Source organism: Parabacteroides sp. CAG:2, assembly GCF_000436315.1.
GTDB lineage: Bacteria > Bacteroidota > Bacteroidia > Bacteroidales > Tannerellaceae > Parabacteroides > Parabacteroides distasonis.
In genome coordinates, this window is the sequence record NZ_FR885255.1 from 31502 (window position 1) to 58497 (window position 26996).

Here is a 26996-nt window from a genome sequence, read left to right on the forward strand (position 1 = left end):
CAAATTAGGGAATTAATCTATTATGAGTATATTCGCGGAAACACTTATAAAAAACCGCGAGATTATGAGACTAAAATCATGTATGCTTATGTGTAGTTTATTCATGGCGAGCTTAGCCTCCGCTAGTAACTTCGCCTCGGATTCTTTCAAGACCAAGAGCGGAAAAGAACTGATCATCACGTTCATCAAGCACGGCAGCTTGATGCTTACGTACGACAATCATTCGATACAGGTAGATCCTGTCTCCGAATACGCCGATTATACGACTTTCCCGAAAGCCGATATCATCTTGATCACCCACGAGCATGGCGACCATCTGGACCCGAAAGCGATACAAGCCGTCGAGAAAAGCGGTACGGAAATCATCGCCAACGAGAACAGCCAAAAGAAGCTGGGAAAAGGGAAGGTCCTAAAAAACGGCGATACGGATACCTCCATCAGCTATATGAAGATAGAGGCCGTCCCCGCCTATAACACCACGCCCGGCCGGGATAAATATCATCCCCGCCACCGGGATAATGGCTATATCCTCACGTTCGACGGACTAAGAGTCTATATAGCCGGTGATACGGAAGACATCCCGGAGATGAAAGACCTGAAAGACATCGATATCGCTTTCCTTCCCGTCAACCAGCCTTATACCATGACCGTCCCGCAAGCGGCGAAAGCGGCCAAGATGTTCTCGCCTAAAATCCTATACCCTTACCATTACGGGGATACGAAGATCGGCGAGTTGAAAGATGCCTTGAAAGGTAGCGGTATCGACGTGAGGATACGGGAGCTACAATGACGACAAGGCACGGCTCGCCTTTAAGATATTCCGCCGGTACACCCAGCAAGCCAAGAGGAAATAAACGACACATTGCACCCACAACGTCACGTACTCCACACCGACTTGCTCAATCGACGCTCCCATCGAGTTGAGCTGTACATAGGCCAGCGTAGCGGGAGCCGCCGGAATGATATAATGGGCCATTTGCCAATACCAAGGCATCAATTCCAAGGGATAAGAGACTCCGGAAAGGAAGATCAAGCCTACCGAGAAGAAAGCGATCATCAATAACGGAGCCTCCGAGTCCGTAAAGAAATAAGAGGCGGCCAGCCCAAAGAAGCTGGTAGCCAGCAAGAAAGGTATCAGCAGGATCAAGGTGTTCAGATAATTACCGATATCCGGCAGGCCAAACAATAGCGGTATCAAGCCCAACAAGAACAAAGCGAAAATCGTATACAATACGCAATACACAAAGGTCTTGCTGATTATCACCCTAGCGATCCGGCCAAAGGATAATCCCTCGGAGGCGAAACGAACGATGGTACCCGAATCCCGCTCTTCCCCGCTTATCATACCGATCACCATCAACAAGGTCTGGAACATAATGACGATCAATACCGCCGGGATCAAATAGGTTCCATATCCTTCCGTAAAATTATACAACGCCGTCCCGACCACTGATATGGGTTGCGCCGAAACGATCTTGGAAGCGTCTTGCTGGGGCAAGAACACCAACATCTCCGGACGATACCGATCGTTCAACGCCAACATGGCACCGCTAGAAGCCTCCTGCATCGCCATATAATAGAGGAAGGCGCTTGTCGTCTGGTACATGATAAACAGGGACTCATTCCCTCGTGCCACCCGGGTCTCGAAATCAGAGGGAAGATACAAGATTCCTACGGCATCCCCCTCCTTCATCCACTCCTGCGCCTCAGCGTAATCCAAACCATCGGCGATTACCGAGACTTGCGGAGTGGCGTTCAGTAAACGGATGTACTCCCGGCTCAAGTCGGTCTTTGAGTCATCGACGACTACCACCGGGGCGTTACGCACCAGATCCGGGGCATACATATAATTATACAGCAGGCCATAGAGAAATATACCTCCTACCAAGACGAGCAAGATAGCGTAGCTCGTGGAGATCGTCTTAAACTCGTCCTTGACCAAGGAAGCGATATCCGCCAAGGTTCCTTTCATATTATCGGATGTTCTCATATTTATGACTTAAAATAGCGGTTTTCAAATGTGGCAACAGCACCAATGCCAATAACATAAACGCAAACAACGAACTTACGTTTACCCATGTATAAGGAAATCCGTAATCGCCATACAATAAGTTCTGGTTGATCTCCACGAAATGCCGTACCGGAAACAGGTACGAGGCGTAATGTACGGGAGCGTACATGGAATCGACCGGGAAAGTAACGCCGCATAAAGTAGCCCCCAGCGAACCGACCATAGACACCACGCTAATCACGATCGCTATAGCGGGAAACAACGAGAACAGGAATACCGCCAACGCTTGCGTAGCGACCACGAACAAGATCGCCGTCAAGTTCAATGGCCAGAAACCGCAAGCGAAAGGAATATGCATGACCCCGAACATGATATAGTTAGCGAAGACGCTCATGATACAAAAGATAATCGTATAAGGGAGCAGCTTGCCCACCACCGCCACGAACATATTCATCCGTGCCGCCTCCAGCCACTCATCGCCTGTCCGGAACTTGATCTCGCTACCGATAGCGTACACCGTAACCAGCAAAATGATCACTTGGAAAAAGACAAAGAAAAAAGGATTGCTCAGATAAACGGAATAATCCAGATCCGGGTTGAACAGCGGGTGGCTACTGGATCGTACCGGTAATAGGAAGGTGGTTATCTGATTCTCCCCCAGCCCCATCGCCGTAGCTTGCACAACCACCGGGGCGAGCGAAAGCGTACGCAGCAGGGTCTCGAAGGCCCCACGTACCTCACCGCCCACACTCAACAAGGCATAGTGGTAATAATACGATAAAGTAGCGTCACGCCCCGCCGTGGCATCCGCCTCAAACTGATTGGGGATCACTAGATAACCGTAGATTTCTTTTGCTTGGGTAGCACGGCGAGCGGTTTCTTGATCCGTATAATGCCGGGTTACCCGGAAAGTCGGTACCGCCTCTACCTGCCGGACGATCTCCCGGGACATGGAGGTGTTGTCTTGGTCTACTACCGCTATCGGTATATTCTCCATCTGCCCGCTTCCGAAAATCGTAGACATGAAGAATATACAGAACAGAGGCAGCACGATACACACCCCGAAGTATAACCTCCGGGAAACCATGCGATCCAGTTCCCGACGTAAAACCATATAGAAAGGACTCTTCTTTAGCATAGCGACAATAAATTATTTAGTTGTAGAGACGGGGCACGCTCCGTCTCTACAACTGGATAGTATCAAGGGAGTTGATAGAGTACGGACATACCGGGACGCAATCCCTCCACCTTCTCCACCGGTAAGGCATGTATCTCGAAGGTCCGCAAGTCATAGCTACCTGTCTGCTTGGTAGACTTCCAAGTAGCGAAACTGCCCAACGGACTGATATAATTGATCTTGAACTCAATATCCTTCTGATCGATCGCCGGTACATCGGCGACAAACGTTCCTCCCATCTTAAATAAAGGCAAACGATCCTCACGTACGTTCAATACCACATGCACGTCATCTAATACGACTAAGTTCATGATTGGCATCCCGGCCCCAACCAACTCTCCCCGTTTCGGGAAAATAGCTGAGATTTGTCCGGATTCCGGAGCCGTCAACCGAGCGTCCTGTAAGAGAGCCGCCACCTCCTCCACGGTTCCTTGCGCCGCCGTCACCAACGAGCGGGCGCTCTCCTTATCTTGTATCTGCGCCCCGTCTACCGCCATTTGATATTGGCTATAAGCGGCACGTTCGGCGGCCTCAGCCGCTTTATACATGGCCTCCACCTCATCTTTACGCTGTGAGGTTACCACGCTATCTTTATACAAGGCATTGACCCGATCATAGGTAATCTTCGCCAATTGTAAATCCGATTTGGATTTATTCCACAATTGTTGCAAGGAAGCGATGATTTGCTTTCGTGTACCCTCATCCACTTTCTGGTGCTGATACTTCGCTATGTTCTCCATGGCGTTCACCTGTTGATATTTAGCCAATGCCTCCGGACTATTGATGACTACCAAGGTATCGCCTTGGCGTACATTCTGTCCCTCTTTTACCAGAAAGGTATCGATACGCCCCGGTAACTTGCCGGAGATACGTATTTCCGTTGCCTCGATCTGCCCTTGCAAGATCACCGGCTTCTTTTTCAACAAGATCATCCCGATCAACGAGACAACTATAACAATCGCCAAGACTGCGACGAAGGCCACACTCAAATATCTCTTAGTTTTATCCATAACTCCTAAATTTTCAATTTTCAATTCTCAATTTTCAATTCCCCAAAAGCTCCTCGGTCTTTCCCTCCATCTTGTATTGGTGGAACTGCTCCGGCGTACCGCAGACAGACAGCAGATTAATCAAGGCTACATCATACTGATAATAAGCCAAAAGAAAAGCGGTCTTCACCTTCGCCAGCATAACCTCGGCATCGACTACCTCCGTAGAAGTAGCCATTCCCTCTTGGAAGGATTTCTTCCGCACCCGGACCAGTTCCCGGCTCATCTCGATCGTCGTATCCAAAGCCTTTACGTTATCCAAGGCATTTTGTAGCTGGCTGTAGAATTTATCGATACCGACCTCCAGATCCGTAATCGCCTTCTCCTTACCCAAACGAAGCGACTGACTAGCGATCTTTGCCTGCCGGATGGTTTTCTCCCGGTTCAAGCCATCAAAAATATTCCACGTAAAACCAACTCCCACCATCGTACGAGGCAACAAATATTTATCCAGTCCATCAGCGTACAAAGTCTGTTTGCCGAATAAAGCGATATTCGGGACATAAGCGGACCGGCCGATCTTTAGTTGATTATCGGCTACAACCTGCTGCAATTTCAATTGATTGACTATATAATTATTCATCGGAACCAGATCCTTGAAGTATTGAGCCGGAGGAAGCGCCTCATTAATGAATAAAGGAGTCGTGGTACGTACGTCACTCCCCTCCTCCATATTAATCAAGCTTTTAAACGCCTGTTGAGCGACCGCTAAATCCTTACGGGCCGATTCCAGTTCTCGTTTCGCCTCGTCCATACTTACCTGAGCGAACAGACGCTCGGCCCGATTGATCATCCCGTTTTGCTCTAATTTAAGGGCTTGGTCATAATGGGTTTTCAAAGAATTGTACACTTCCGTTTTTACGTCCACCACACTTTGTCCCAGACGAAGCCCGAAATAAGCCTCGATCAATAAGGATTGTTGGTTGGCATCCACTTGATTCCTATTCACCTCCGCTATAGAGACCATCGTCTTTCCGATCTTGTTCGCATAGATACGTTTTCCTCCCGTGAAAACAGGCCACGTCACCGTAGCGTCTATAGAAGTGATGTTTTGGGAGATCAGCGGAAGCGAGAAAGTACCTTGCCCGATCTTATCCAATACCGACATGATCAGCTCATTATCCGGGATATAATTATGGACAAACTCTTTCGCCGGTTCCGTATATTTACTCAGCGACTGCCGTACCTCTATCGGATTCGACATATGTACGAAAGCACCCGCGGCGTTCACCGACGGATACCAAAAAGCGTTTAGCTTTTGATGCTCATTCCGAGCCCATTCCACTTCTTTCCCTGCTATTTTCAAGCTTTTATTTTCCTTATGAAGCAGGTCGAGAGATTGTTCCAAGCTTAAATCCACATCGTTCCCTTGGCTCCATGAAGCGCATGGAAGAAGATACAGCAAAAGAATACTGTAAGATACTATATTACTCACCATAAACTCATTTAGTAATTGACGTTCAGTTGGAGTAATAACAGCGAAAAAGGGAGGATTGTTTTTACTTCTTTTTCAAGTTGGGAAGGAACCAAGTAACCAGTCCTAAAAGAGGCATGAAGCCACATACGTTGTAGACAGCCTCTATTCCATAATGATCCGCCATATTTCCTAATACGGCCGAGGCTATACCCGCCACACCGAAAGCAAATCCAAAGAAAAGTCCCGAGATAAGACCTAATTTATAAGGAAGCAACTCTTGCGCATACAACAAAATAGCCGGGAACGCCGATGATAAGACCAAACCCACGCAAAAACTAAGCACGATCGTCCAAACGAATCCCACATGCGGCATCAACAAGCTAAATGGGGCTGCCCCTAGAATCGATCCCCAAATCACATATTTCCGTCCTATCTTATCACCGATAGGACCACCCGCTAAGGTTCCTATGGCCGTAGCGATCAGGAAGACGAACAAACAGATCTGCGAAGTCTGTACACTCACCCCGAATTTATGGATCAAGTAAAAGGTATAGTAGCTATTCAAACTAGCCATATAGATATATTTAGAGAAAATCAAGGTCAGCAATATCGAGATCGAAAAGACTGTTTTTCCCAAAGAAAGAGGCATCTCCACATGCGTCTCACCCGACTTCTTCTGCCATTTCACCCGACTCAAATACGCCTTATACCAACGGCAGATAGGAATCATCACCAAAATAGCGACGAATGCTAGTATAGAAAACAAAGCGATATGAGTCCGTCCATAAGGCGCCACCAATAGAGCAACCAGTAGCGGACCTAACGATCCGCCCAAATTACCACCCACTTGAAAAAGCGATTGCGCCAATCCCCTACGCCCTCCCGACGCTAGCGAGGTGATCCGGGACGCTTCCGGATGCAAAACCGAAGACCCGATACCTATCAAGAATACGGAGATCAAGACCCAATGGAGCGTAGAGGAAAAAGCGAGATTCAACAAGCCGACCAACGTAAAACTCATACCAATAGGTAACGACCAAGCCACGGGACGCTTATCAAAAATCAAACCGGTTATAGGCTGGAAAACAGAAGCGGATAATTGATAAACAAGCGTAATCAACCCGATTTGGGCGAAGCTCAACGCTAAATCATCCTTGAAAAGTGGATAAACCGCCGAGATAACGGATTGCAACGAATCATTCAAACAATGCGTAACGCTTAACGCCACCAATACCCGGAATGCTGTTTTATTTACCGGCTGTTGTTTAGAAACCTGCTCCATAACTATCTATATTTCTATTTCACCTCGTGCTCATTAACATTTCAAAAACCGCACAAAAAGTTAGCTAATTTCTAGAAAAACAAACCCTAAGAGCCTATTTTAACTATAGTTAATACAACTATTCTTTCGGTTCTTTTCATTTCTTTATGTTAATCGGCTTAATCTTAATACCTATGAGCCTTGTTTTCTCAGTGATACTTCAGAGCTGTATCCCGGAATGAGCATATATCTTATAACTCACTCCCAAAACAAACGCCAAAATCCCTTATCTGCCATCATTCCGACCCGAAGTTAAAGATCGAGATCATTAACGGGAACAGCCTCTGAAGTTTTTTATATTTATTCCTCTTCTTCTCCCTCGTTCGCCGAATGTAAGATAAAAGTAGTAGCGCCAATCGTTACGATCGTACCTTCCCCGATACGTACTTGTTCTTTTTTACCAACCAATACATTTTTCACAAAAGTCCCGGTCAAGCTAGGAAAGTCACGCACCATATAAACGAACTTGCCATTAGCGTCTTTCTTTACATTAATCACACAATGCTTACGCCCCATACTTGGATCGCTCGTGATAATAGGGACATCTACACCTTCCGTATCCTTATTACGGCGACCAATCACATTATCTCCCATCACTAATGGTAGATCTTGCTTAAAAGCAAAACCATTCTCGATAATGGTAATATAACCACAAGAGAAATCCGGTTCCTTCACCTCTTTTTCCTCACCGGTAGCCGTCTTCACCACCTTTCGGCCCAATTTAATCTTAAATTGCGCTCCACACTGCGGACAGACGAAGGCTAATACCTTCCCTTCCGGATATTTGGTCTCATCAAAAGACAACTGATTATCACATTTTGGACAGAAAACTCTTTTCATACACTTAAATACAGGATCTAGTATTACAAACGGAGCGCAAATTTACGAAAAAACCTTCAGCTACACTCCTAAAATCTCATGGTTATGATTTTTTGAAACAAAAAAGGCTATCCATCACGGACAGCCAATCTCAATTGTTAACCTAAATCTCGTCCGGGCTCTCGGAATCGCCCCCGCCACCTCCCGGGGTCACCTCTCCGTTCGAGTACTCGGTGTACTCACGGAGCTTGGCCGTCAGCTTGAGCGAGGCGCTGGAGAGGTTGCCCGTGGCACGGGCACGGAGGCGTACGCCGGTGATATTGCCTTGCGTGGAGAAATCCTCCGGCGTGACGGCCCCCTTCGAGCGGATGCCCACGCTGAAGATGCCGAGGTCGTCTATCTTCACGTTCTTGCCGTCCATCAGCAGCTCCTTGATACAATTCACCATGTCCTTCAGCATGCCGTGGATGGCGCCGGTGGAGAAGGGGGTGTTGTGGGTGGACATGTGCTCGGCCAAGGCGGCGATGTCTACCGTCTCCTCGCATACGGCACGGGCGTACCACTTGTTGAAGGTTGTCACGTTCTTCTCGTTCTTGTTTTGATACTTCTTGTAGCGGATCATAATGTGTTGTTTTTTAATGTTGATACAAAGATACGGCAGGGCGTGAGGGCTTTGTCGCTTTGGGTGACTTAGGGTGATTTCGGGTGAATTATTTCTCCGGGAAATGATGGATATATGCCGGAGATTCACTATCTTTAGGATATGGAAACGACATTCAAGATACGAGCGTACGGGCGGATGGAGCTGGCCGAGGTCTACCTGCCCGACCTGCATCCCCGCTCGGCCCACCGCAAGCTGCAACATTGGATAACGATCTATCCCGGCCTGCCCGGTCGCCTCCTCTCGCTGGGTTATCACGAGGGCGAGCGGGTCTATTCGCCCGCCATGGTGCGGGCCATCATCGAGTCGCTCGGCGAGCCGTGAGAGCCGGATGGTATCCGGGTGGAATAGGGGCGCTAAGTCAATGGAACGCAAGACGGATTCCATTGACTTAGCGACCGTATCTCATTGGTTTTCCGGTCATGTTTCTTAATCCCGACGAATATCGGTGCCGGGGTTAGGGCGCAAAAGGCGCATCTTTACGTGCCTATATAAAACTTTTCTTGTAAATATATTTTTTCATCACACTGCTATAGTGTGATATATATTTATTTTTTTGTAAAATGTTTTTCCAGACACTGTTTTTTGCGCCTTTTGCGCCCTGCTCATTTTAGAAAGTCAGTTTTTATTCCGGCTTATCTTCTTGACCCTTAAAGATATCATTCTCCTTTTGGGCTCTATCCTCTTCCTCTTGCCTAGGGCGCAAAAAATTGGCTTTTACCTGTTCCGAGGTGATCTCGGCGACCTCAAACAGTAGTTTTCCTCTAGTTTTCGTGAGCTTAAAACCGTGTTTTTTCAGCACCTTGCTCAACGTAACTATATTGGAACGTGTCGGCGTGATACGTGTAAATACACTTAGTTTCGTCATAATATCGCTCGCCGTAAGATACTGTGGCGTGTCGAAACGCTCCGGTTTGCGGAAATAGGTGAAGAACAATTCCTCCTCGGGGCTTCGCTGGCGGAAGGTCTCGTTGTTCTCGTTGATCTTTCGGATGTCTTCGCCGGAGAACCAGTATTTCTCGCCCCGGCGGAAGAGGGCGAGGGCTTGGGCGTAGATGTCGGCGTGTCGCACGGGCGACTGGTAATCGATCCGTGTGGCCTCGAAGCAGAGGAAGCGGCGAGACTCGTTATCGTCCGGCAGCGATTGCAAGTCGTTCACCGTGGCGGCGAAGGAGGCGTGGCGTATCTGCGTCTCGGCATAGTGTCCGTACGGGCGGCGCAGGTAGATGACCCCTGTGGAGGTGAGCGCCTTGAGGCGGTTCAGATCGGCGTAGCTCTGGCCGGACATCTCGTCGATGACGATCAAGAGGCAGTCCACCATCATCTGCGGGAAACCCTTGCTATACGGATTGACATTGCCCGTGAAAAGATAGTCCCGCAACTCGGGCGGCACGAGGTTCCGCAGCCACGAGGTCTTGCCCAGCCCCTGCCCGCCGGCCAGCAGCAGGATGGTATGGTTTTCCACGCCTAGCTCCATGGAGCCGGCCACTTGCGCGATAAGCCAGCGCTTGAGGCAACCCCGCCAGAAGGCGGGCCGGGTGGTGTCCACGGTATCGGCCAGCTGCCCGATCCAGTCCGTCACCCCGTCCCATGGGGCCAGCCCCTCGAAATACGTGCGGAAAGGGTGGAACGTCTCGCTGAAGTCCGACATCAGTATGGCCCGGATGTCGTTATGCGAGCAGTAGTGGCCGTCCTTCAGGAGACTCCGCCAGAGCGAGTTCACCCAGTAGTCGGTCACCGGCTTGAAGACCGGCTTTTGACCGTTCCGCTTTTTCTTCGTGGCCACCTCTACGTACCCCCTCACGCCGTTCTTGCGGGTGAGGAAACGCTCGGATATATAGGCCTCCACGGCGACCACGTCCAGCGGGCCCCCGCCCTTTTTCCGGGAGGTGGCGGCGCTCGTCTCGGCGGCGTGCTCCTCCACGTGGCTGTAGGCGCTCTCGATGGCGGCGAGGCGTTCCTCCGCCGGCAAGTCGGCGAAGGCGGTAGCGGCGTAAGCCTCCATCTCGGCCCGCTTCACGCCCAGCCGGTTCGCCCGTGCGGCCATGACGAAGATGAAGTTATTGCGGTTGCCCTCGGCGTAGAGGCCTTTCCGCTCGGCGGTCCGGCGTGCCTTCTCCAGTGGCGAGGCCACCTTCCTTTCCTTCGCCCCGGGAGCCGTCTCGCTAACCTCCTCCTTCCAAGTAAGGGGTAGCGGGGCGAGGCCCTCCGGTAGCTCGCCGGTACCCTCCAGCCAAGGGCGGTAGGCAGGCGAGAGGTATAGGGCGGGATCGTCCGATACGAAGCAAAGCCGCCCGATGTCGCTGCCCGAGGTATCCAGCTCCACGCCGAGCCGGGCGGCGTACCAACGGCTCATGGCCTCGTAGACCCTCCGGTGATTACCCGGCGTGGCGGTCTCGTCCGTGGCGGCGTAGGCGATGAGTTTCGCCCCGTCGCCGCTGGGACTGCGGAAATACGCCACGGTGTAGGGAGCTTCCGTGGCGAGCGGGGTGATACGCTCCAGCTCCCGTTCCCCTACGTGGTCGATGTCGAGTATCACCAATTGGTTATAGCGGGTGATGTGAGGGTCGAGGCGTTTCCCGGAGTAGGTGGCCTGTGGGGTGAAAGCGGGCAGTTTTTTCTTTAGTTTGGCGGCCAGTTCCTTATCGCCCGACGCTAGCGCCTCCCGCGTCTCGTCGATGAACTGCTTGTACGTTCCTCTTTGGATGTTTTCCAGTACGCCCGCTAGCGAGGCGTCTCCCTTGTATCGTCCGAAAAGGGCGAATAATGACGTGTTTATCATACTATATTTTTAAGTGATAAAAAAAGAGCCAGTGTCTCTGGCTTGATGCCGCTAAGGTAGGGAGGCGCTTTGGGACGCCTCCCAAGTTTTAACTTTTGTTGTGAAAAACGGGAAGCTTGTTATTCATGCGCTTTCCCGTATTCCTCCTGCGCCGTCGAGAGGATGCTCCGGAAGCTCCTTGGCTCCGGGCAGCCGTTGGGGTGTATCTCGAACACCTCGTCCAGCGCCCGTATCATGGCTTCCCGGTTCGTCTGCCCGTTCACCCGGAAACGTTGGTCATCGAGGATGGGCAGCGTCAGCCGCACGAAGTCTTTCACGGAGCCCGTGTAGATGATCTTCTCCCGTTTAACCAGATCCTCCTCCGGCTGGTAGTCTTTAAACAACTTATGCGCCCCCTTTGCGTCTTTTTTCAAGTCCACCCATGCCTTTTGGGCATTTTCCAGACTATCCAGCAGCTTTCTCACGCTTGTTTCCGCTTCCCGGAAACTGATTTTTTTTCATATATGATTAATTGTTAAAGTTAAAAACATCGCAAAGGTACATTATCCGCGTGATAATTCCTCGGAAGTTGTTGGTTTGTCGGATATATATGCTTACATTTGGCATGAAACTTTAAATCTGGATCTTATGAGAAAGCTTCTGGGGTTTTTATGCGTATGTGCGTTGGCTATTGTTACGGCTAGGGCACAAGATGCGGTGGATGACTATGTCTCTTCCGCCGCCGGCCAATCCGTGATCTACCATGGGAAGGAGCAATTAAAATATCCCACTTCGATAAGAAATCACCCCTATTTGAAGAGCGAGAAATACGTACCCGGGAATCTTAGCTTCGAAGGCATTCTCTACAAGGGCGTGAAAATGCGCTTAGACCTGTACAAGAATGAGTTATTACTGCTCTCTCCGGACAATCGCTATAATATCGTCTTGCCGAGCGATCGGGTAGACTACGCTGAGTTTCATGGGTACGATATCTTCTACAGGTATCCGGACGAGCGGTCGGGTAACCTGCCGGAAGGCTATTACCTACGGTTGCATGAAGGGAAGTGTACCGTGCTGGGGAAATGGTCTTGTATATTATCTAAGACGATAAAAGATATGCAGGTCGATGAATCCTTCGATCAGTCCGTAAAATATTATATCCGGAAGGAGGGTGTTTACTATACCGTGAGGAGCAAAGGCTCCGTGTTGAAGGTCCTCAAGTCCAAGAAAAAAGAGCTGGCCCGGTATATCAAGCGGCGAAAGCTGGATTTCAAGCACGCTCCCGAGGAAGCCATCGTAGCCGTGGTGAGACAGTATGAACAGTTAAACGAGATCCCATGAGAAAGAGCCTATATATCGGTATGGTAATGTGCCTGCTGTCCGGCTGGACGGTGAGGGCGCAGCGGACGGTCGATCTGGATTTCCGGCAAGTAACCTTGAATGTCGTGTTCGACGCTATCGAGCGGCAGACCGGCCAGCCTGTCTATCGGCAACCCTTGGAGACGGACTCCATGGTCGTTAGCGTACACAGTGAGAAGGAAGAGCCCTTGGTGGCGTTGCGGCGTGCGTTGGAGGGGACTCCCTTCCAAGTATCCTCGTATGGCGGTGCCTTCTTTGTATTGAGAGATAACACCTTGATGACCTCCCTGCCCGAGAACTTCTTCCTGCGGGAGAAGCGGAGAGAGGGCGATGGCGACGAGGAAGGCTCCGGTATCTCCCTGATGGCGGGCCGGAAGCAGCAGAAGGCTACCTCCGAGAACAAGGTCTACGAGATTGGCGACGCCTCGGGCAAGGCGGCGGACCGGGTCACGGTGACCGGTAATATCAGCGATTTCAAGACCGGTGAGCCGATGGTGGGCGTGGCCGTATTCGTGAAGGACCCGATGATCGGGGCTACTACCGACGCTTACGGCTATTATACGCTGCGCCTCCCTCCCGGACGACACGAGCTGTACATACAAGGCATGGGCATGAAGGACACCCGGCGGCAGATCATGCTCCATTCCGACGGCAAGCTGGATATAGAGCTGGAGGAACAGGTCTACACCTTGAAGGAGGTCACGATCTCCTCCGAGAAGATCGCCAACGTGCGGAATACGACGATGGGCGTGGAACGCCTGAAGGTGAAGGATATAAAGAATATCCCGATGGCGTTCGGGGAGGTGGATATCATGAAGGTAGTCATGTCGCTCCCCGGCGTGAAGGCGGTGGGCGAGGCCTCTAGCGGCTTTAACGTGAGGGGCGGGGCGACGGACCAGAACTTGATTCTCTTCAACGACGGCACGGTCTATAACCCGACCCACCTGTTCGGCTTCTTCTCCGTCTTCAACCCCGACGTGGTGAAGGACATGGAGCTGTACAAGAGCAGCATCCCCGCCAAGTATGGCGGACGTATCTCCTCGGTACTCGACATCAACAGCCGGGAGGGTAACAAAAAGGAGTTCAAGGGATCGGCGAGCATCGGCTTGCTAACCAGCCGCCTTACCTTGGAGGGGCCTCTCTTCTCCGAGAAGACCTCCTTTATCGTGGGCGGACGTACCACTTACTCGGACTGGATCTTGAAGAAACTCCCCGAGAAGAGCGGCTATAAGGATGGCAACGCCGGTTTTTACGACCTGAACGCCACGATTAACCATAAGTTCGACGAGCGGAACAACCTCTATCTGAATGGCTACTACAGCCACGACCGTTTCCGCTTTAACGTGGATGAGCGGTATGCCTACGAGAACGCCAACGCCTCGGTGAAATGGAGGCATATCTTCTCGGATCGTTTCACGGGAGTCCTCACCGCTGGCTACGACCATTATGGCTACAATACCCGTAATACGGATAACCCGGTGAACGCTTATTCCCTCGCTTTCCGTATCGACCAGATGTACGGGAAGATGGACTTCACGCATTACCTAAGCGATAAGCATACGCTGGATTTCGGTGCCAGCTCGCTGTTTTACGACTTGGAGCCGGGGAAATACCTTCCCTATGGAGGGGAGTCGTTGGTGAAGGAGGACCGGATGGAGAAGGAGAAAGCGGTGGAGTCCGCTATCTATGTGGGCGATCGTTGGGATATCACCTCCCAACTCTCCTTGAACGTGGGGGTCCGTTATTCCATGTTTAACGTATTGGGGCCCCGTACCTATAATCTCTATGCCGACGACCAACTGCCTTCCTTGGCTACCGTGACGGGTACGGTGGATAAGACCGGGGCGTTCAAGACTTACCACGGGCCGGAGTTCCGGGTGTCCGCCCGTTATGCCTTTACCGAGGACTTCTCCGTGAAGGCCGGCTTTAATACGATGCGCCAGAATATCCATAAGCTATCCAATACGACGATCATGTCGCCCACGGATACGTGGAAGTTGAGCGACGCTAACATCAAGCCGCAGACGGGTATGCAAGTGGCCGCCGGGCTATACCGGAATTTCTTGAACAATACGATCGAGGTCTCCTTGGAGGGATATTACAAGACGATGAAGGATTACCTAGATTACCGGAACGGCGCCGAGCTGCTGATGAACCACCACATCGAGACGGACGTGCTGAGGACCGAGGGGCGTGCCTATGGCGTGGAGCTGATGGTGAAGAAAACGCAAGGGAAGTTGAACGGCTGGGTAAGCTATACCTACTCTCGCACGCAACTGCGGCAGAACGATCCGATGATCGTGAATCCCGTGAACAATGGGGATTGGTACGCCGCCGATTTCGATAAGCCGCACGACTTGAAGTTCGTGGGTAACTATAAGTTCACGCATCGTTTCAGCTTCTCGCTGAATTGCGACTATAGCACGGGACGGCCGATCACCTTGCCGGTCTCCAAATATCATTACGGGGGCGGGGAGTTTGTCTACTATTCGGACCGTAATCAATACCGTATCCCGGACTTTTTCCGGATGGACGCCTCGTTCAACATCGAGCCGAGCCACCACCTGACGTTGCTCACGCATAGCACGATCTCTTTCGGAGTCTATAACCTGACGGGGCGAAAGAACGCCTACTCGGTGTATTATATATCGGAGAACGGGAAATTAAAGGGATATAAGATGGCGATATTCGGGGTGCCTATCCCGTTTGTCTCTTATAATATTAAATTTTAGGGGGGAGTTGAGATGAGGAAAGAAGCGAAGATAAAAGATTCTATAAAAGGCTTTCATTGGTGGCTGGGGGCTTTGCTGTTGTTATTGTCCGCCTGTGTCACGGATTACGAGCCGAAGGGTTTGGAGCAGGTACGGGATTTGTTGGTCGTGGATGGTATCATCACGAATGGCGAGACTACGATAAAGCTCCGGAGAAGCGTGGGCCTGACCGACGATTTCACGGAGGATGAGTTCGTGAATAACGCCAAGGTGGTGGTGGAGCGTGAGGATGGAGCTGTTTTCACTTGCGCTAATTCTTCCGGGAAGGGAGAGTATAAGGTGGATATGGGAGAGCTGGACCCGGGTAGCCGGTACCGGCTACATATCTCGCTGGATGGGCTGGAGTATGAGTCGGACTATCTGGGACCGGAGATAACGCCTCCGATCGACTCTCTCTCCTTGCTGAAGAAGGGGCCGGGAGAGGAGGTCCGTCTCTGTGTGTCTACGCATAATGCCCCGGATCGATCCTCTTATTTCCGCTGGATGTATAAGGAGAATTGGGAGGTGAAGGCGGAGATCTTCATGGCTGCCGAGAAAATGGGTAATACGGTCGTAATATATGATTTACTTACATCGAATAATTGGTATTATTGCTGGGGGAAGGACAGCTCGAAGGTGATCTCCCTAGGCAGTTCCGATAGGCTGACGCAGAACGTGATCGCTAACAAAAGTATCGCCTCGTATCATCCCAGCGATCGCCGTTTCTCGATGTTGTATCATGCGGAGGTGGAACAATATGCGTTGCACCGGGAGGCTTACGACTACTATTTTAATTTGCAGAAGAACATAGAGGAGTCTGGTAGCTTGTTTGCCCCTATTCCTTCCGAGATGAAAGGGAATATCCGCTGCGTGACGGACCCGGAGGTTCCGGTGATCGGTTTCGTGGAAGTAGCGACAGTGACTCGCCTCAAGCGTTTCTTTCCGGAGATAGAGAAGGTATATGAGGCCGAGGTTACGGGCTGCGCAAGCACGATCGTACAGGGATCGGAATATGATAATAATCCGGATTACGGATATGTTTCCTATAATCCGATGAATGCGGCGAGTAATACGTATGCGCTGAAACGTTGTATGGATTGCGGCCGTTTTGGTTCGAAACAGAAGCCCTCTTGGTGGCCTACCAGTCATTTATAATTTAGTTGCTATGGAGAAGTCTATGATAAAACAATGGATCTTGTCGCTCCTCTGCCTCTTATGGGCGGGGCAAACGGTTCTCGCAGGGGAATTGCGAGAGCGGGTTTATCTGCAAACGGATAAGCAATTTTATCTGTCGGGCGAGCTTGTATGGATGAAATTCATTGCCACGGATTTGGACCAACGGTTGTCCGACGTGAGCAAGGTGGGATATGTGGAGCTTCTGGATAGCGCCTCGGCGGTCGTGCAAGCCCGACTCGTGCTGGAGAAGGGGGTAGGGAATGGTTGCCTGCAATTGCCGTCTACCTTGCCGACCGGAAACTATCGGCTGGTGGCCTATACCCGTTATATGCGGAACGAGGGGGAGGAGGTCTTCTTTGAGAAGCCGCTGACGGTGGTGAACACCTTCGTGACGAACGAGACCCTGCTGACGGATACTTTATTGCCCGCTTACTCTTTTACGAGGCGAGAGGGCCCAGTTTCCGTATCACCGGACCGTATGACCTATGATACCCGTTCAGGGGGGGAGATCCGGATAAACGGCCTGCCCCCGGATCTACAGACTCTATCGGTCTCTATCGCCGGGATCGACTTGTATAAACCTTCCGCCCGGAGCGGTATCGTTGATTGGAAACAAAGCATGCCTACTACGGGGTCATCGCCTGCCGATCATAAATTCTTGGCGGAATACGAGGGGCCGATCCTGACGGGGAAAGTGATCGATCTGTCCACGGGCGAACCTTCGTCTAAAGAGGCGGTGAGGCCTTTATTGGGCTTTTCCGGGGGGGAGATCCGCCTTTTCGGGGGGCAACTGGGCGCTGCCGGGGAGGTGACTTTCTTTACGAAACATATATCTGGGACGCACGAGATCGTGACGGTGGCTTTATCCCCTTCCTCCTCTCGCTACCGGGTGGACATCGAATCTCCTTACGCTACGCATCCGGAGAAGGAGCTTCCTGCCTTGAGATTGAATCCCGCTTGGCAAGATGAGTTGGTGAAGCGGAGCGTGGGGCTACAGGTGTTGCATGCTTACCGGTCTGATTCCTTGGTTCGGGAAAAAGCGGAGAAGCCTTGGTTCCAGTGGCAACCGGATTGGAGTTATCTTTTGGATGAGTACACCCGTTTCACGACGATGGAGGAAGTCGTGATCGAGTTTATCCCCGGCCTCCGCTTCCGTAAGATGGATGGGGTTCGCCGGTTGGCGGTCCTGACCGAGGAGCGGATCGGGTATACGATCGGTAACTCATTGGTTTTATTGGATGGTATCCCTATCACCGATCACGAGATCATTTTTAAGTACGATCCCCTAAAAATCCGGAAGATCGATGTGTATAAAGGTAAGTACGTATTCGGAGGGCAGATATTCGACGGTATCGCCTCCTTCTCCTCTTATGAGCATAATTACCCGGGTCTGGTAGTCGATAACTCCACCCAGTTCTTTGATTATGAGGGCACGCAAGCCCAGCGCATCTTCTATATGCCCGCTTACCGGACAGAGGCCGAGAAGCGATCTCCCGTTCCGGATTTCCGCCATACCTTACTTTGGCGACCCGATATCCGGACAAACGGCGAGTCCTCTATATCCATCCCCTTTACCACCTCCGACCTGACCGGTGATTTCACCATCACCATCGAGGGCCTGACCCAAACCGGCGAGGCCCTCTACGCGACGGAACAATTTCAGGTAAAATAGCGTGCGATATGGATTATTCTATTTATCTTTGCCTTGACAAACAAAATATCTTACTATGAAAAAAGAAATCGGAAAATGGTTGATGGATATCGCTAAGTATGTAGTGACTGGCGGAATCATTAGCACATTCATCAGTAATTATCAACAGCAGAGTTGGATTATTTATATAAATGCGGCAATTGTTGCTATAATTACTTTTTGGGCGGGTACCCGCTATTTTAAGGAAGGAGAAAGGGCTGAAAACAGTAAAAAAAGGAGGAAATAGTTATGGGACCTTATTTATTCTTTTGTAGTATAGTGGTTATTCCTTGTGTCGTTTATCTGATATATTCATATACGCATACAAATAAGAATAACATAATGGATAGCGATAAATAGTTACTTGGATATCCTCATTCTCATCTTAAATCCGTACTTTTGGCGAAAAATCAGATTTAAAGATGAGAAGTTTCGCTAGTGACAACAATTCCGGCGTGCATCCCCGGGTAATGGATGCGATCATCAAGGCAAATGATAATCATGCGGTTGGATATGGTGATGATCCTTGGACAGAGGCCGCTACGAGTAAGATACAAGAAGTGTTCGGCAAGGATGCTTCTCCTTTTTTCGTGTTTAACGGGACGGGGGCGAACTCCGTGGCCCTGCAAGCCGTAACCCGTCCGTTTAATAGCATCCTGTGCGCCGAGACCGCCCATATCAACGTAGACGAATGTGGTGCTCCCGCACGGATGACCGGTTGCGCCATCGTCACGATTCCTACGACGGACGGTAAGCTGACACCGGAATTGATCCGTCCCCATCTGAAGAACTTCGGGGTTTGCCACCATTCGCAACCCAAGGCCGTTTATATCTCCCAAGTATCGGAATTAGGTACGATCTATACGATAGAGGAAGTGAGAGCGATCGCCGATCTCTTACATTCGTACGATATGTATCTGCATATGGACGGAGCCCGCTTGGCGAACGCCTGCGCTTACCTGAATTGCACGATGCGCCAAGTGACCATAGACGCAGGCGTGGATATCTTGAGCTTCGGAGGCACGAAAAACGGTATGATGATGGGAGAGGCCGTGGTCTCGTTCCGCCCGGAGATCACGGAGAACCTGCGATTTTACCGGAAGCAATCCGCCCAGCTAGCCTCGAAGCTACGTTATCTCTCCGCCCAGTTCATCCCTTATCTGGAAAATAACCTCTGGTTGGAGAACGCTATGAAAGCGAATATCAGCGCCGCCAAGCTAGCGGACGTGCTACGACAATACCCGGAAATTCATTTTACGCAGAAGATCGAGTCCAACCAGCTTTTCTTCACGATCCCTGCCGAGGCGTTGAGGAAGTTGCAAGATAAATATTTCTTCTATATGTGGAACGAGGAGATCAACGAGGCCCGTCTCGTTACCTCTTGGGATACTTCCGGCGAGGATATCGCTGAGTTCGAGCAGTCATTGAAAGAGATATTCGGTTAAGGTATAGATATAAAATGAATATAAACATTAGATCGAATCCTATGAGGAAATGGTTTATTTGGGCGATCGTCCTGATCGGATGCTTGCCCATAAATAAGGCATTGGCACAGCAAAGCGGCGATGCCGAGCGGAATACGTTGCGTATCATGAGCTATAATATCCGCAACGGAAGGGGCATGGATGAGGTGACGGACCTCGAGCGTATAGCGGAGGCTATACGTAAGGTAGCCCCCGATGTAGTCGCCGTACAGGAGGTAGATAGCGTGACCGGAAGAAGCGGCGGGATCGACGTGCTCCGGACACTGGGAGAACGCACCCTGATGTTCCCTACCTACGCCCCGGCCATCGACTTTGATGGCGGTAAATACGGAGTAGGTATGCTGAGCAAGGAGAAGCCGGTGAGCTACCGCTATATCGCCCTTCCCGGACGGGAGGAGGAACGGGTCTTGCTATGGGTCGAGTTTGAGAGATATATCTTCTGCTGCACGCACCTTTCCTTGACGCCGGAAGACCGGATGCTTTCCTTGCCGATCCTTCGGCGGGAAGCCGCTTTCGCGCATAAGCCCCTGTTTATCGCCGGGGATTGGAACGCTACGGCGCATTCCCCCTTTATCACGGAAATCAGCAAGGATTTTCTACTGTTGAGCAATCCTAAACAGGCTACATTCCCGGCTTTCACGCCGGATAGCTGTTTGGACTATATAGCGGGTTATGTAAAGAATGGACAGCCCTTTACCCGTTTGTCCGCATGGGTTCCCGAAGAGGCGGTGGCATCGGATCATCGCCCGGTCGTAACGGAGGTTCGCCTGAAGGCCAAGCCGGAAGAGATCTTTTATGCGGCGCCCTATCTCCAAAATCCTACGGAGGGCGGCATAACGGTGATGTGGCAGACCCATGTCCCTACGTATAGTTGGGTAGAATACGGTACGGACACGCTGAACCTGAAAAAGGCTCGCACCATCGTGGACGGTCAAGTGATATGCAACGGCTTGCATAATAAGATTCGGCTGACGGACCTACGACCGGGGCAAACCTATTACTACCGGGTATGCTCGCAGGAAATCATGCTTTACCAAGCCTATAAGAAAGAGTTTGGCGAGACGGCGGTATCCCCGTTCTACACTTTCAAGGTCCCTTCCGCATCCCAAAAGGATTTCACGGCCTTGATCTTTAACGACCTGCATAAGCAGATCCCGACCCTAGACGCCTTATACGGGCAAGTGCGTGATATCCCTTATGATTTCGTGGTATTTAACGGGGATTGTATAGACGATCCCGCCAATGAGAAAGAAGCTTTGTATCATTTGGCTTATTTATGCGGGAAGGTGGGCGCCAGTCATGTCTCCGCTTTCTTCCTAAGAGGCAACCACGAGATCCGAAACGCTTATTCGATCGGCCTGCGTGCCTTGTTTGACTATGTGGGCGATAAGACATATGGGGCGTTCAGCTGGGGAGATACCCGTTTCGTCATGCTGGATTGCGGCGAGGATAAACCGGATAGCACATGGGTGTATTATGGCCTGAACGATTTCACCGGTCTCCGGAAAGATCAAGTGAGTTTCCTCTCGAAAGAATTGAGCGGCAAGGAGTTTAAGCAAGCCTCGAAGCGGGTTTTATTGAACCATATCCCTATCTACGGAAACGGGGATGCCTATGAGCCTTGTCCGGAGCTTTGGGGAAGCCTGTTGGCGAAAGCCCCTTTCAACGTGAATATATCCGCCCATACGCATCAATACGCCTTCCACCCGAAAGGCTCGTTGGGAAACAACTTCCCGGTGATCGTAGGCGGGGGGTATAAGCTCGATTCGGCTACGGTGATGGTATTGCGGAAGAAAGGAAACGAGATGAGTGTACGGGTGTTGAACGCAAGAGGAGAGACCTTATTAGACTTGAAATTATAAGAGACAGTATGGATACGGATTTGATTTACGGGATCGATGACCGTCCGCCTTTGAAAGAGACGCTTTTTGCCGCCATCCAGCATCTACTGGCTATTTTCGTGGCGATCATAACACCTCCCTTGATTATCGCCGGGGCGCTGAAACTGGATCTGGAGACGACCGGTTTCTTGGTTTCCATGGCTCTGTTCGCCTCCGGGGTATCCACATTCGTTCAATGTCGTAAATTAGGACCGGTCGGGGCGGGGCTGCTATGTATCCAAGGAACTAGCTTCTCGTTTATCGGCCCGATTATCACGGCTGGCCTGGCGGGAGGGCTTCCCCTTATTTTCGGCGTTTGTATCGCCGCCTCTCCGGTAGAGATGATCGTGAGCCGTACTTTTAAGTATCTGCGCTCGGTGATTACTCCCTTGGTATCGGGTATCGTGGTGTTGCTCATCGGCTTGAGCTTGATCAAGGTAGGAGTGGTCGCTTGCGGCGGGGGGTATACGGCTATGGATAACGGTACGTTCGGTAGTTTGCGTAATATTGGGGTAGCTGTGTGCGTCTTGTTGAGTGTCTTGTTCTTCAATCGTTGTAAGAACAAGTACTTGCGGATGAGTTCCATCGTACTGGGGTTGTGTATCGGTTACGCGATCGCTTTCGCCATGGGGATGGTGGATATGGAGGCTGTCTCCTCGCAAAACCTGAGAGGGTTTAATATCCCGGTTCCCTTCAAATATGGATTGGATTTTAATATCTCTTCATTCGTGGCGATCGCATTGATCTATCTGATCACGGCGATCGAGGCTACGGGGGATATTACCGCCAACTCGATGATATCGGGAAAATCGATCGAGGGAGAAGGGTACCTGAAGCGAGTCTCCGGCGGGGTGCTGGCGGATGGGGTGAACTCATTTATCTCCGGAATTTTCAACTCTTTCCCGAATTCTATCTTCGCCCAGAATAACGGGATTATCCAGCTGACGGGAGTCGCCAGCCGGTACGTAGGGTATTATATAGCGGGTATGCTGATCCTGTTGGGTTTATTCCCGGTTGTCGGCGTTATTTTCTCCTTGATGCCCGATCCGGTGCTGGGAGGGGCTACCCTGCTGATGTTCGGTACGGTGGCGGCGGCAGGTATCCGTATTATCGCCGCCCAAGATATCAACCGGAAGGCTACGTTGGTGTTGGCGGTTAGTTTGTCCTTGGGGTTGGGGGTGGAGCTGATGCCGGATATTTTAGGGGCCGCTCCTCAAGTGATCCGTGGCATTTTCTCATCCGGCATAACGACGGGTGGCTTGACGGCCATTCTGGCAAATTTATTTATACGTGTAAAAGAAGATCAAACAGAATAACAAATTATGGAATTATTGAAGCAACGCATCTTGCAAGACGGCCGCTGTTATCCCGGCGGTATCCTTAAAGTGGATAGTTTTATCAACCATCAAATGGACCCGATGTTGATGTATAAGATCGCCGAGGAATTTATCCGTCGCTTTCAAGATCGTAAGATTAACAAGATCGTGACCATCGAGGCGAGCGGTATCGCCCCGGCCATTATGGTGGGTTATATCATGCAACTGCCGGTGGTCTTCGTAAAGAAGAAGAAACCGAAGACGATGGAGAACATGCTCTCTACCGTGGTCCATTCCTTCACGAAGGATCGTGACTATACGGTATGTATCAGCAATAATTTCCTGACTCCGGAGGATCATATCCTGTTTATCGATGATTTCTTGGCTTACGGAAACGCCGCCATGGGAATGGTCGAGTTGGCGGAGCAATCGGGAGCCGTGATCGAGGGTATGGGTTTTATTATAGAGAAGGCGTTTCAAGATGGCGGGAACCTGCTACGTGAAAAGGGCATACGTGTGGAGAGCCTCGCCATTATCGATAATCTGGATGATTGTAAGATAACGGTTCGTTAAAGGAAAAGATATGGATGAGAGAATAAAAGAAAAGTTGATTAACCGTGCGAAGACGAATCCTTATGTGAATTTTCTGGGGATCGACTTCACGGTTATCGAGGAAGGTCGTGTGGAGGCGCATATGCCCTTGCATGACGAGCAGAGACAATATAGCGGCGTGACGCATGGGGGTGTCTTGGCTGCTTTGGCGGATACGATCGCCGGTTTCGCCGCCTATACGATGACTCCGCTGGAGAAAGACGTGCTGACGGCAGAATTGAAAATGTCTTTCTTACGGGCCGCTTGGGGCAATGAGCTGATCGCCAAGGGTACCGTGATCAAGGCGGGACGGAATATACATTTTTGTGAGTGCGAGATTTATTGCGACGATAAGTTGGTGAGCAAATCTTCCGGCACCTTCTGTGTGGTCCATCCCCAAGTATAGAAAAGATGTTACTTATTTATCAATATCATGAAGACTTCAAATGTAAAAAGAATCCTTTGCGGCTGCCTGTTGTTCGCCGCTACGTGGCCGGCATTCAGCCAGCCTGCCACGAATCCCCGCCTGATCATCCGTGCGGATGACATGGGGTCGTTCCGTTCCGCCAATATAGCGTGTATGGAAGGGTATAAGAATGGGGTGGAGACCTGTATAGAGGTTATGGTTGTCACCTCGTGGTTCCCCGAGGCCGCCCGGCTGTTGAGGGAGAACCCGGGGATAGATGTCGGGCTTCACCTGACGTTTACCAGCGAATGGGATAACGTGAAATGGCGTCCGCTGACGCATTGTCCCAGCTTGACCGATAGCAATGGCTATTTCTTGCCGATGATGTCTCCGAATTCCGCCTACCCGGGTCTGGCCATTCTGGAGAATACATGGAGCTTGGCCGAGATCGAGCAGGAGGCTCGGGCCCAGATAGAGATGGCCTTGAAGAACATTCCCCAGATCAGCCATATCTCCGGCCATATGGGATCGACCGGTTTCGATCCGGAGGTGGTGAAGCTGATGCGCCGCTTGTCCGAGGAATATCATCTGCCGGTCGTGGATCGGGTAGAGGCGATGCAGGAATACGATTTCACCTATTCCGGGTATGATGGAGCCTCCAAGACCCCGGCCGAGAAGGAGGCCAGTTTCATCCAGATGCTGGATAAGTTGGAACCCGGCAAACGCTATATGTTCTTGGATCACCCGGCCTTGGATAACGAGGAGATGAAAACCGTCGGGCATATCGGCTACGAGAACGTGGCGATGGACCGTCAAGGCGTGACCGATCTTTTTACCAGCCCGAGGGTGAAGCAAGCCTTGAAGGATAAGAACATAGACCTGATCAGTTATAACGACCTGACCAAGGAACTCCCTCGTGCGGAAGCCTCGAAAGCCTTGGATAAGGCGTTCGGCAATTATCTGCGGGCGGTGAAAAAGGCGGATCAAGACTTGCATAGTATCATGATCCTCCAGCATGGAAAGGTCGTAAAGGAGCAATGGCTGGGTGAGGGCGACCGCCATACGCCGCACGTCTTGAACTCCGTTAGCAAGACCTTTACGGCTACGGCTATCGGTTTTGCCGTCGCGGAGGGTAAATTGAAGGTCACGGACAAGGTGATCTCCTTCTTCCCCGACCAATTACCGGCCGAGGTAAGCCCTTACTTGAAAGAGCTGGAGATACGTCACCTATTGACCATGTCCTCCGGCCATGATGTCGATCCCACCGCTTTAGTACGGCAGAAGGGGAACGAGAAGGCCGATTGGGCAAAGCTCTTCCTCTCGGCGCCGTTGGTACATAAACCGGGAACCTATTTCGTATACAACAGCCTCGGCACGTATATGCTTTCCGCTATCATCCAGAAGGTGACGGGGGAGAAGGTGATCAATTATCTCTATCCACGCCTGTTCCGTCCGCTGGGTATCGTCGGCGCTACTTGGGAAGAGAGTCCCCAAGGCATCAATTGCGGCGGTTGGGGTTTGTATCTCAAGACCGAGGATCTAGCGAAAATGGGTCAGTTTTTCCTGCAAAAGGGAAAATGGAACGATAAGCAATTGCTTCCCGAAAGCTGGATAGAGGAAGCCACCACCTCCAAGATAGCCTCTTTGCCCGCCGGTATGAGACCGGAGAACTTGAAGATGAAGCCGAAAGATAGCGACTGGTTGCAAGGCTACGGTTACCAGATGTGGCGTTGCCGCCATAACGCCGTTCGTGCCGATGGAGCCAATGGACAATACATTATTATATTGCCCGAGCAAGATGCGGTAATCGCCATGACCGCGAATATCGGCGATATGCAGGCCGAGATCAACTTGATATGGAAATATATCTTGCCTGCCTTGAGATAGGAACTGTAGGACCTACGTCCGGGAAACCAATAAGAGCCCCCGGACGTAAGCCTATGACTTGTTGGGCTTAAGCGAATGGTTTACGGTACGTAAGTCAATGGATTACGGGAAAAACTCAATGATTCCCACCCCGTAAACCATTGGGTTACGAAAAAAGAAAAGCCTTCTGGTCACAGACCGGAAGGCTTTTCTTAGTTGCGGAGGCAAGACTCGAACTTACGACCTTTGGGTTATGAGCCCAACGAGCTACCACTGCTCCACTCCGCGATATAGTTGCTATCATTTCTTGATTGCGAGTGCAAAGGTAGGGATATTTTCTTACAAAACAAATTTATTGCAAGTTTTTTTTAATATACTTGGTAGATACGATCTTTTTTAAGTACTTTGCGCACAGTTTTAATCAAAATGTGCAATACAATGCCGATGACAGTTTCTAAAACACGTGACATGTTGGTGGATGTGGCCAGACAATTGTTTGCCCGCATGGGGGTTGATAACACGACGATGAACGATATTGCACAGGCATCTCGTAAGGGGAGACGTACGCTTTATACGTACTTTAAAAGCAAGAACGAGATCTATTTGGCGGTAGTGGAGTCGGAGCTGGACCAGCTTCATAAGATGCTGGTGGACGTGGCCAGCAAGGATCTGCCGGCGGACGAGAAGCTGCTGACGTTTATCTATAGCCGCTTGGACGCTGTAAAGGCGTTGGTGTTTCGGAACGGTACGTTGCGGGCTACCTTCTTCCGTGATATATGGCGGGTAGAGAAGGTACGCAAGAGCTTCGACCTTCGGGAAGTGGAGATCATAAAGGGAATATTGGACGATGGCGTGAAGGAGGGTATATTCAGCATGCCGGACACGGACATTACCGCCCTCGTGCTCCATCATGCCTTGAAAGGGCTGGAGGTGCCCTATATCCGGGGGATCATGGGTGATAATATCAGCCAGCGGATTAAACGTAGAGACAATGTTATGAATTTAATATTCAACGGAATAAAGATTAAGTAAATCAAAGACACTAAGGATGTTTATTAATGCGACAGGGTTTTATGTGCCTGAAGAACGGGTAGATAACCAACATTTTCTTGAATTAAACGGGTTGACGAGTGAGTGGATTGAGCAACGGACGGGCATTCATACCCGCTCGAAAGCGAAAGAGGAAGAGAATATCAATACCATGAGCCTTGAGGCCGTGAAGGACGCTCCTCCCAAATCGCCTTACGATATCACGGCAGTCG

The 26996-nt window shown here is 50.7% G+C and carries 23 protein-coding genes, 1 tRNA gene and 1 pseudogene; 15 read left to right on the forward strand and 10 right to left on the reverse strand.

All coding sequences use genetic code 11. The features are described from left to right. Nucleotides 1-64: 64 nt before the first annotated feature. On the forward strand, nucleotides 65-790 hold the full coding sequence (locus QVP94_RS01185; protein WP_022191785.1) for an MBL fold metallo-hydrolase: 726 nt from the start codon (nucleotides 65-67) through the stop codon (nucleotides 788-790). Here the strand turns inward: QVP94_RS01185 and QVP94_RS01190 are convergent. The 7 genes from QVP94_RS01190 to QVP94_RS01220 all read right to left on the reverse strand — a co-directional run bounded on the left by QVP94_RS01190 (nucleotide 782) and on the right by QVP94_RS01220 (nucleotide 8416). Then, a complete protein-coding gene (locus QVP94_RS01190; RefSeq protein ID WP_005855888.1) occupies nucleotides 782-1990 on the reverse strand; it encodes an ABC transporter permease in 1209 nt (402 codons plus the stop codon). The genes QVP94_RS01185 and QVP94_RS01190 overlap by 9 nt on opposite strands. After that, nucleotides 1974-3149, reverse strand: coding sequence for an ABC transporter permease (locus QVP94_RS01195; RefSeq protein ID WP_022191786.1), 1176 nt, complete (start codon nucleotides 3147-3149; stop codon nucleotides 1974-1976). The genes QVP94_RS01190 and QVP94_RS01195 overlap by 17 nt, the downstream gene beginning before the upstream one ends. Nucleotides 3150-3211: 62 nt before the next feature. Continuing rightward, entirely contained in the window at nucleotides 3212-4198 is a 987-nt protein-coding gene (locus QVP94_RS01200) for an HlyD family secretion protein (protein ID WP_009276350.1), read from the reverse strand. Nucleotides 4199-4232: 34 nt separating this feature from the next. Beyond that, nucleotides 4233-5675, reverse strand: a complete 1443-nt coding sequence (locus QVP94_RS01205; RefSeq protein ID WP_005855881.1) for a TolC family protein — start codon at nucleotides 5673-5675, stop codon at nucleotides 4233-4235. A 61-nt stretch (nucleotides 5676-5736) separates the two neighbouring features. After that, nucleotides 5737-6936 carry an MFS transporter gene (locus tag QVP94_RS01210; protein WP_008780298.1) on the reverse strand — a complete coding sequence of 400 codons (1200 nt, stop codon included), beginning with the start codon at nucleotides 6934-6936 and terminating at the stop codon, nucleotides 5737-5739. 339 nt (nucleotides 6937-7275) lie between these two features. Continuing rightward, nucleotides 7276-7815 (reverse strand): FHA domain-containing protein, encoded by a 540-nt coding sequence (locus QVP94_RS01215; RefSeq protein WP_008780297.1) that lies wholly within the window; start codon nucleotides 7813-7815, stop codon nucleotides 7276-7278. A 142-nt stretch (nucleotides 7816-7957) separates the two neighbouring features. Next, on the reverse strand, nucleotides 7958-8416 hold the full coding sequence (locus QVP94_RS01220) for an HU family DNA-binding protein (protein WP_022191787.1): 459 nt from the start codon (nucleotides 8414-8416) through the stop codon (nucleotides 7958-7960). Between the two features lie 141 nt (nucleotides 8417-8557). Between QVP94_RS01220 and QVP94_RS01225 the strand changes: the two genes are divergently transcribed. Beyond that, nucleotides 8558-8779, forward strand: coding sequence for a DUF4248 domain-containing protein (locus QVP94_RS01225; RefSeq protein ID WP_005868065.1), 222 nt, complete (start codon nucleotides 8558-8560; stop codon nucleotides 8777-8779). Between the two features lie 301 nt (nucleotides 8780-9080). On the opposite strand, the gene QVP94_RS01230 is transcribed toward QVP94_RS01225, so the two are convergent. Both QVP94_RS01230 and QVP94_RS01235 read right to left on the reverse strand, forming a co-directional pair. Further along, nucleotides 9081-11237: a virulence-associated E family protein gene (locus QVP94_RS01230; protein WP_022191788.1), complete on the reverse strand. Its 2157-nt coding sequence runs from the start codon at nucleotides 11235-11237 to the stop codon at nucleotides 9081-9083. 119 nt (nucleotides 11238-11356) lie between these two features. Next, complete coding sequence (locus tag QVP94_RS01235) at nucleotides 11357-11701, reverse strand: hypothetical protein (protein ID WP_005855952.1); 345 nt, start codon at nucleotides 11699-11701, stop codon at nucleotides 11357-11359. 163 nt (nucleotides 11702-11864) lie between these two features. Here QVP94_RS01235 and QVP94_RS01240 point away from each other — a divergent pair, with 163 nt between their 5' ends. The 11 genes from QVP94_RS01240 (at nucleotide 11865) to QVP94_RS01290 (ending at nucleotide 25755) form a co-directional block, all read left to right on the forward strand. Then, nucleotides 11865-12557: a hypothetical protein gene (locus tag QVP94_RS01240; RefSeq protein WP_022191789.1), complete on the forward strand. Its 693-nt coding sequence runs from the start codon at nucleotides 11865-11867 to the stop codon at nucleotides 12555-12557. Continuing rightward, nucleotides 12554-15307, forward strand: coding sequence for a TonB-dependent receptor (locus QVP94_RS01245; protein WP_022191790.1), 2754 nt, complete (start codon nucleotides 12554-12556; stop codon nucleotides 15305-15307). Before QVP94_RS01240 ends, QVP94_RS01245 begins: the two co-directional genes overlap by 4 nt. Before the next feature lie 12 nt (nucleotides 15308-15319). After that, entirely contained in the window at nucleotides 15320-16480 is a 1161-nt protein-coding gene (locus tag QVP94_RS01250) for a DUF4249 domain-containing protein (RefSeq protein WP_008780321.1), read from the forward strand. A 10-nt stretch (nucleotides 16481-16490) separates the two neighbouring features. After that, nucleotides 16491-18173 carry a hypothetical protein gene (locus tag QVP94_RS01255; protein WP_022191791.1) on the forward strand — a complete coding sequence of 561 codons (1683 nt, stop codon included), beginning with the start codon at nucleotides 16491-16493 and terminating at the stop codon, nucleotides 18171-18173. 55 nt (nucleotides 18174-18228) lie between these two features. Continuing rightward, nucleotides 18229-18438: a DUF6722 family protein gene (locus tag QVP94_RS01260; RefSeq protein ID WP_005855965.1), complete on the forward strand. Its 210-nt coding sequence runs from the start codon at nucleotides 18229-18231 to the stop codon at nucleotides 18436-18438. 175 nt (nucleotides 18439-18613) lie between these two features. After that, complete coding sequence (locus tag QVP94_RS01265) at nucleotides 18614-19636, forward strand: threonine aldolase family protein (protein ID WP_005855967.1); 1023 nt, start codon at nucleotides 18614-18616, stop codon at nucleotides 19634-19636. A 14-nt stretch (nucleotides 19637-19650) separates the two neighbouring features. Further along, a complete protein-coding gene (locus QVP94_RS01270; RefSeq protein ID WP_022191792.1) occupies nucleotides 19651-21537 on the forward strand; it encodes an endonuclease/exonuclease/phosphatase family protein in 1887 nt (628 codons plus the stop codon). Nucleotides 21538-21545: 8 nt separating this feature from the next. Next, on the forward strand, nucleotides 21546-22871 hold the full coding sequence (locus QVP94_RS01275) for a nucleobase:cation symporter-2 family protein (RefSeq protein WP_005855970.1): 1326 nt from the start codon (nucleotides 21546-21548) through the stop codon (nucleotides 22869-22871). 6 nt (nucleotides 22872-22877) lie between these two features. Next, nucleotides 22878-23444, forward strand: a complete 567-nt coding sequence (gene xpt, locus QVP94_RS01280) for a xanthine phosphoribosyltransferase (RefSeq protein ID WP_005855972.1) — start codon at nucleotides 22878-22880, stop codon at nucleotides 23442-23444. A 10-nt stretch (nucleotides 23445-23454) separates the two neighbouring features. Next, nucleotides 23455-23868: a PaaI family thioesterase gene (locus QVP94_RS01285; protein ID WP_005855973.1), complete on the forward strand. Its 414-nt coding sequence runs from the start codon at nucleotides 23455-23457 to the stop codon at nucleotides 23866-23868. A 27-nt stretch (nucleotides 23869-23895) separates the two neighbouring features. Next, nucleotides 23896-25755 (forward strand): serine hydrolase domain-containing protein, encoded by a 1860-nt coding sequence (locus QVP94_RS01290; protein ID WP_022191793.1) that lies wholly within the window; start codon nucleotides 23896-23898, stop codon nucleotides 25753-25755. Nucleotides 25756-25950: 195 nt separating this feature from the next. Here QVP94_RS01290 and QVP94_RS01295 read toward each other — a convergent pair. After that, a tRNA-Met gene (locus QVP94_RS01295) sits at nucleotides 25951-26022 on the reverse strand. 150 nt (nucleotides 26023-26172) lie between these two features. Here QVP94_RS01295 and QVP94_RS01300 point away from each other — a divergent pair. Both QVP94_RS01300 and QVP94_RS01305 read left to right on the forward strand, forming a co-directional pair. Further along, nucleotides 26173-26766 carry a TetR/AcrR family transcriptional regulator gene (locus QVP94_RS01300; protein WP_005855975.1) on the forward strand — a complete coding sequence of 198 codons (594 nt, stop codon included), beginning with the start codon at nucleotides 26173-26175 and terminating at the stop codon, nucleotides 26764-26766. Nucleotides 26767-26782: 16 nt separating this feature from the next. Next, a pseudogene (locus QVP94_RS01305) lies at nucleotides 26783-26996 on the forward strand (3-oxoacyl-ACP synthase III family protein); the annotation flags it as partial.

Bases quoted from the DNA above. Each gene is read 5' to 3' on its own strand.
- QVP94_RS01185 (WP_022191785.1), top strand. From the start codon at position 65: ATGAGACTAAAATCATGTATGCTTATGTGTAGTTTATTCATGGCGAGC.
- QVP94_RS01190 (WP_005855888.1), bottom strand. From the start codon at position 1,990: ATGAGAACATCCGATAATATGAAAGGAACCTTGGCGGATATCGCTTCC.
- QVP94_RS01195 (WP_022191786.1), bottom strand. From the start codon at position 3,149: ATGCTAAAGAAGAGTCCTTTCTATATGGTTTTACGTCGGGAACTGGAT.
- QVP94_RS01200 (WP_009276350.1), bottom strand. From the start codon at position 4,198: ATGGATAAAACTAAGAGATATTTGAGTGTGGCCTTCGTCGCAGTCTTG.
- QVP94_RS01205 (WP_005855881.1), bottom strand. From the start codon at position 5,675: ATGGTGAGTAATATAGTATCTTACAGTATTCTTTTGCTGTATCTTCTT.
- QVP94_RS01210 (WP_008780298.1), bottom strand. From the start codon at position 6,936: ATGGAGCAGGTTTCTAAACAACAGCCGGTAAATAAAACAGCATTCCGG.
- QVP94_RS01215 (WP_008780297.1), bottom strand. From the start codon at position 7,815: ATGAAAAGAGTTTTCTGTCCAAAATGTGATAATCAGTTGTCTTTTGAT.
- QVP94_RS01220 (WP_022191787.1), bottom strand. From the start codon at position 8,416: ATGATCCGCTACAAGAAGTATCAAAACAAGAACGAGAAGAACGTGACA.
- QVP94_RS01225 (WP_005868065.1), top strand. From the start codon at position 8,558: ATGGAAACGACATTCAAGATACGAGCGTACGGGCGGATGGAGCTGGCC.
- QVP94_RS01230 (WP_022191788.1), bottom strand. From the start codon at position 11,237: ATGATAAACACGTCATTATTCGCCCTTTTCGGACGATACAAGGGAGAC.
- QVP94_RS01240 (WP_022191789.1), top strand. From the start codon at position 11,865: ATGAGAAAGCTTCTGGGGTTTTTATGCGTATGTGCGTTGGCTATTGTT.
- QVP94_RS01245 (WP_022191790.1), top strand. From the start codon at position 12,554: ATGAGAAAGAGCCTATATATCGGTATGGTAATGTGCCTGCTGTCCGGC.
- QVP94_RS01250 (WP_008780321.1), top strand. From the start codon at position 15,320: ATGAGGAAAGAAGCGAAGATAAAAGATTCTATAAAAGGCTTTCATTGG.
- QVP94_RS01255 (WP_022191791.1), top strand. From the start codon at position 16,491: ATGGAGAAGTCTATGATAAAACAATGGATCTTGTCGCTCCTCTGCCTC.
- QVP94_RS01260 (WP_005855965.1), top strand. From the start codon at position 18,229: ATGAAAAAAGAAATCGGAAAATGGTTGATGGATATCGCTAAGTATGTA.
- QVP94_RS01265 (WP_005855967.1), top strand. From the start codon at position 18,614: ATGAGAAGTTTCGCTAGTGACAACAATTCCGGCGTGCATCCCCGGGTA.
- QVP94_RS01270 (WP_022191792.1), top strand. From the start codon at position 19,651: ATGAATATAAACATTAGATCGAATCCTATGAGGAAATGGTTTATTTGG.
- QVP94_RS01275 (WP_005855970.1), top strand. From the start codon at position 21,546: ATGGATACGGATTTGATTTACGGGATCGATGACCGTCCGCCTTTGAAA.
- xpt (WP_005855972.1), top strand. From the start codon at position 22,878: ATGGAATTATTGAAGCAACGCATCTTGCAAGACGGCCGCTGTTATCCC.
- QVP94_RS01285 (WP_005855973.1), top strand. From the start codon at position 23,455: ATGGATGAGAGAATAAAAGAAAAGTTGATTAACCGTGCGAAGACGAAT.
- QVP94_RS01290 (WP_022191793.1), top strand. From the start codon at position 23,896: ATGAAGACTTCAAATGTAAAAAGAATCCTTTGCGGCTGCCTGTTGTTC.
- QVP94_RS01300 (WP_005855975.1), top strand. From the start codon at position 26,173: ATGCCGATGACAGTTTCTAAAACACGTGACATGTTGGTGGATGTGGCC.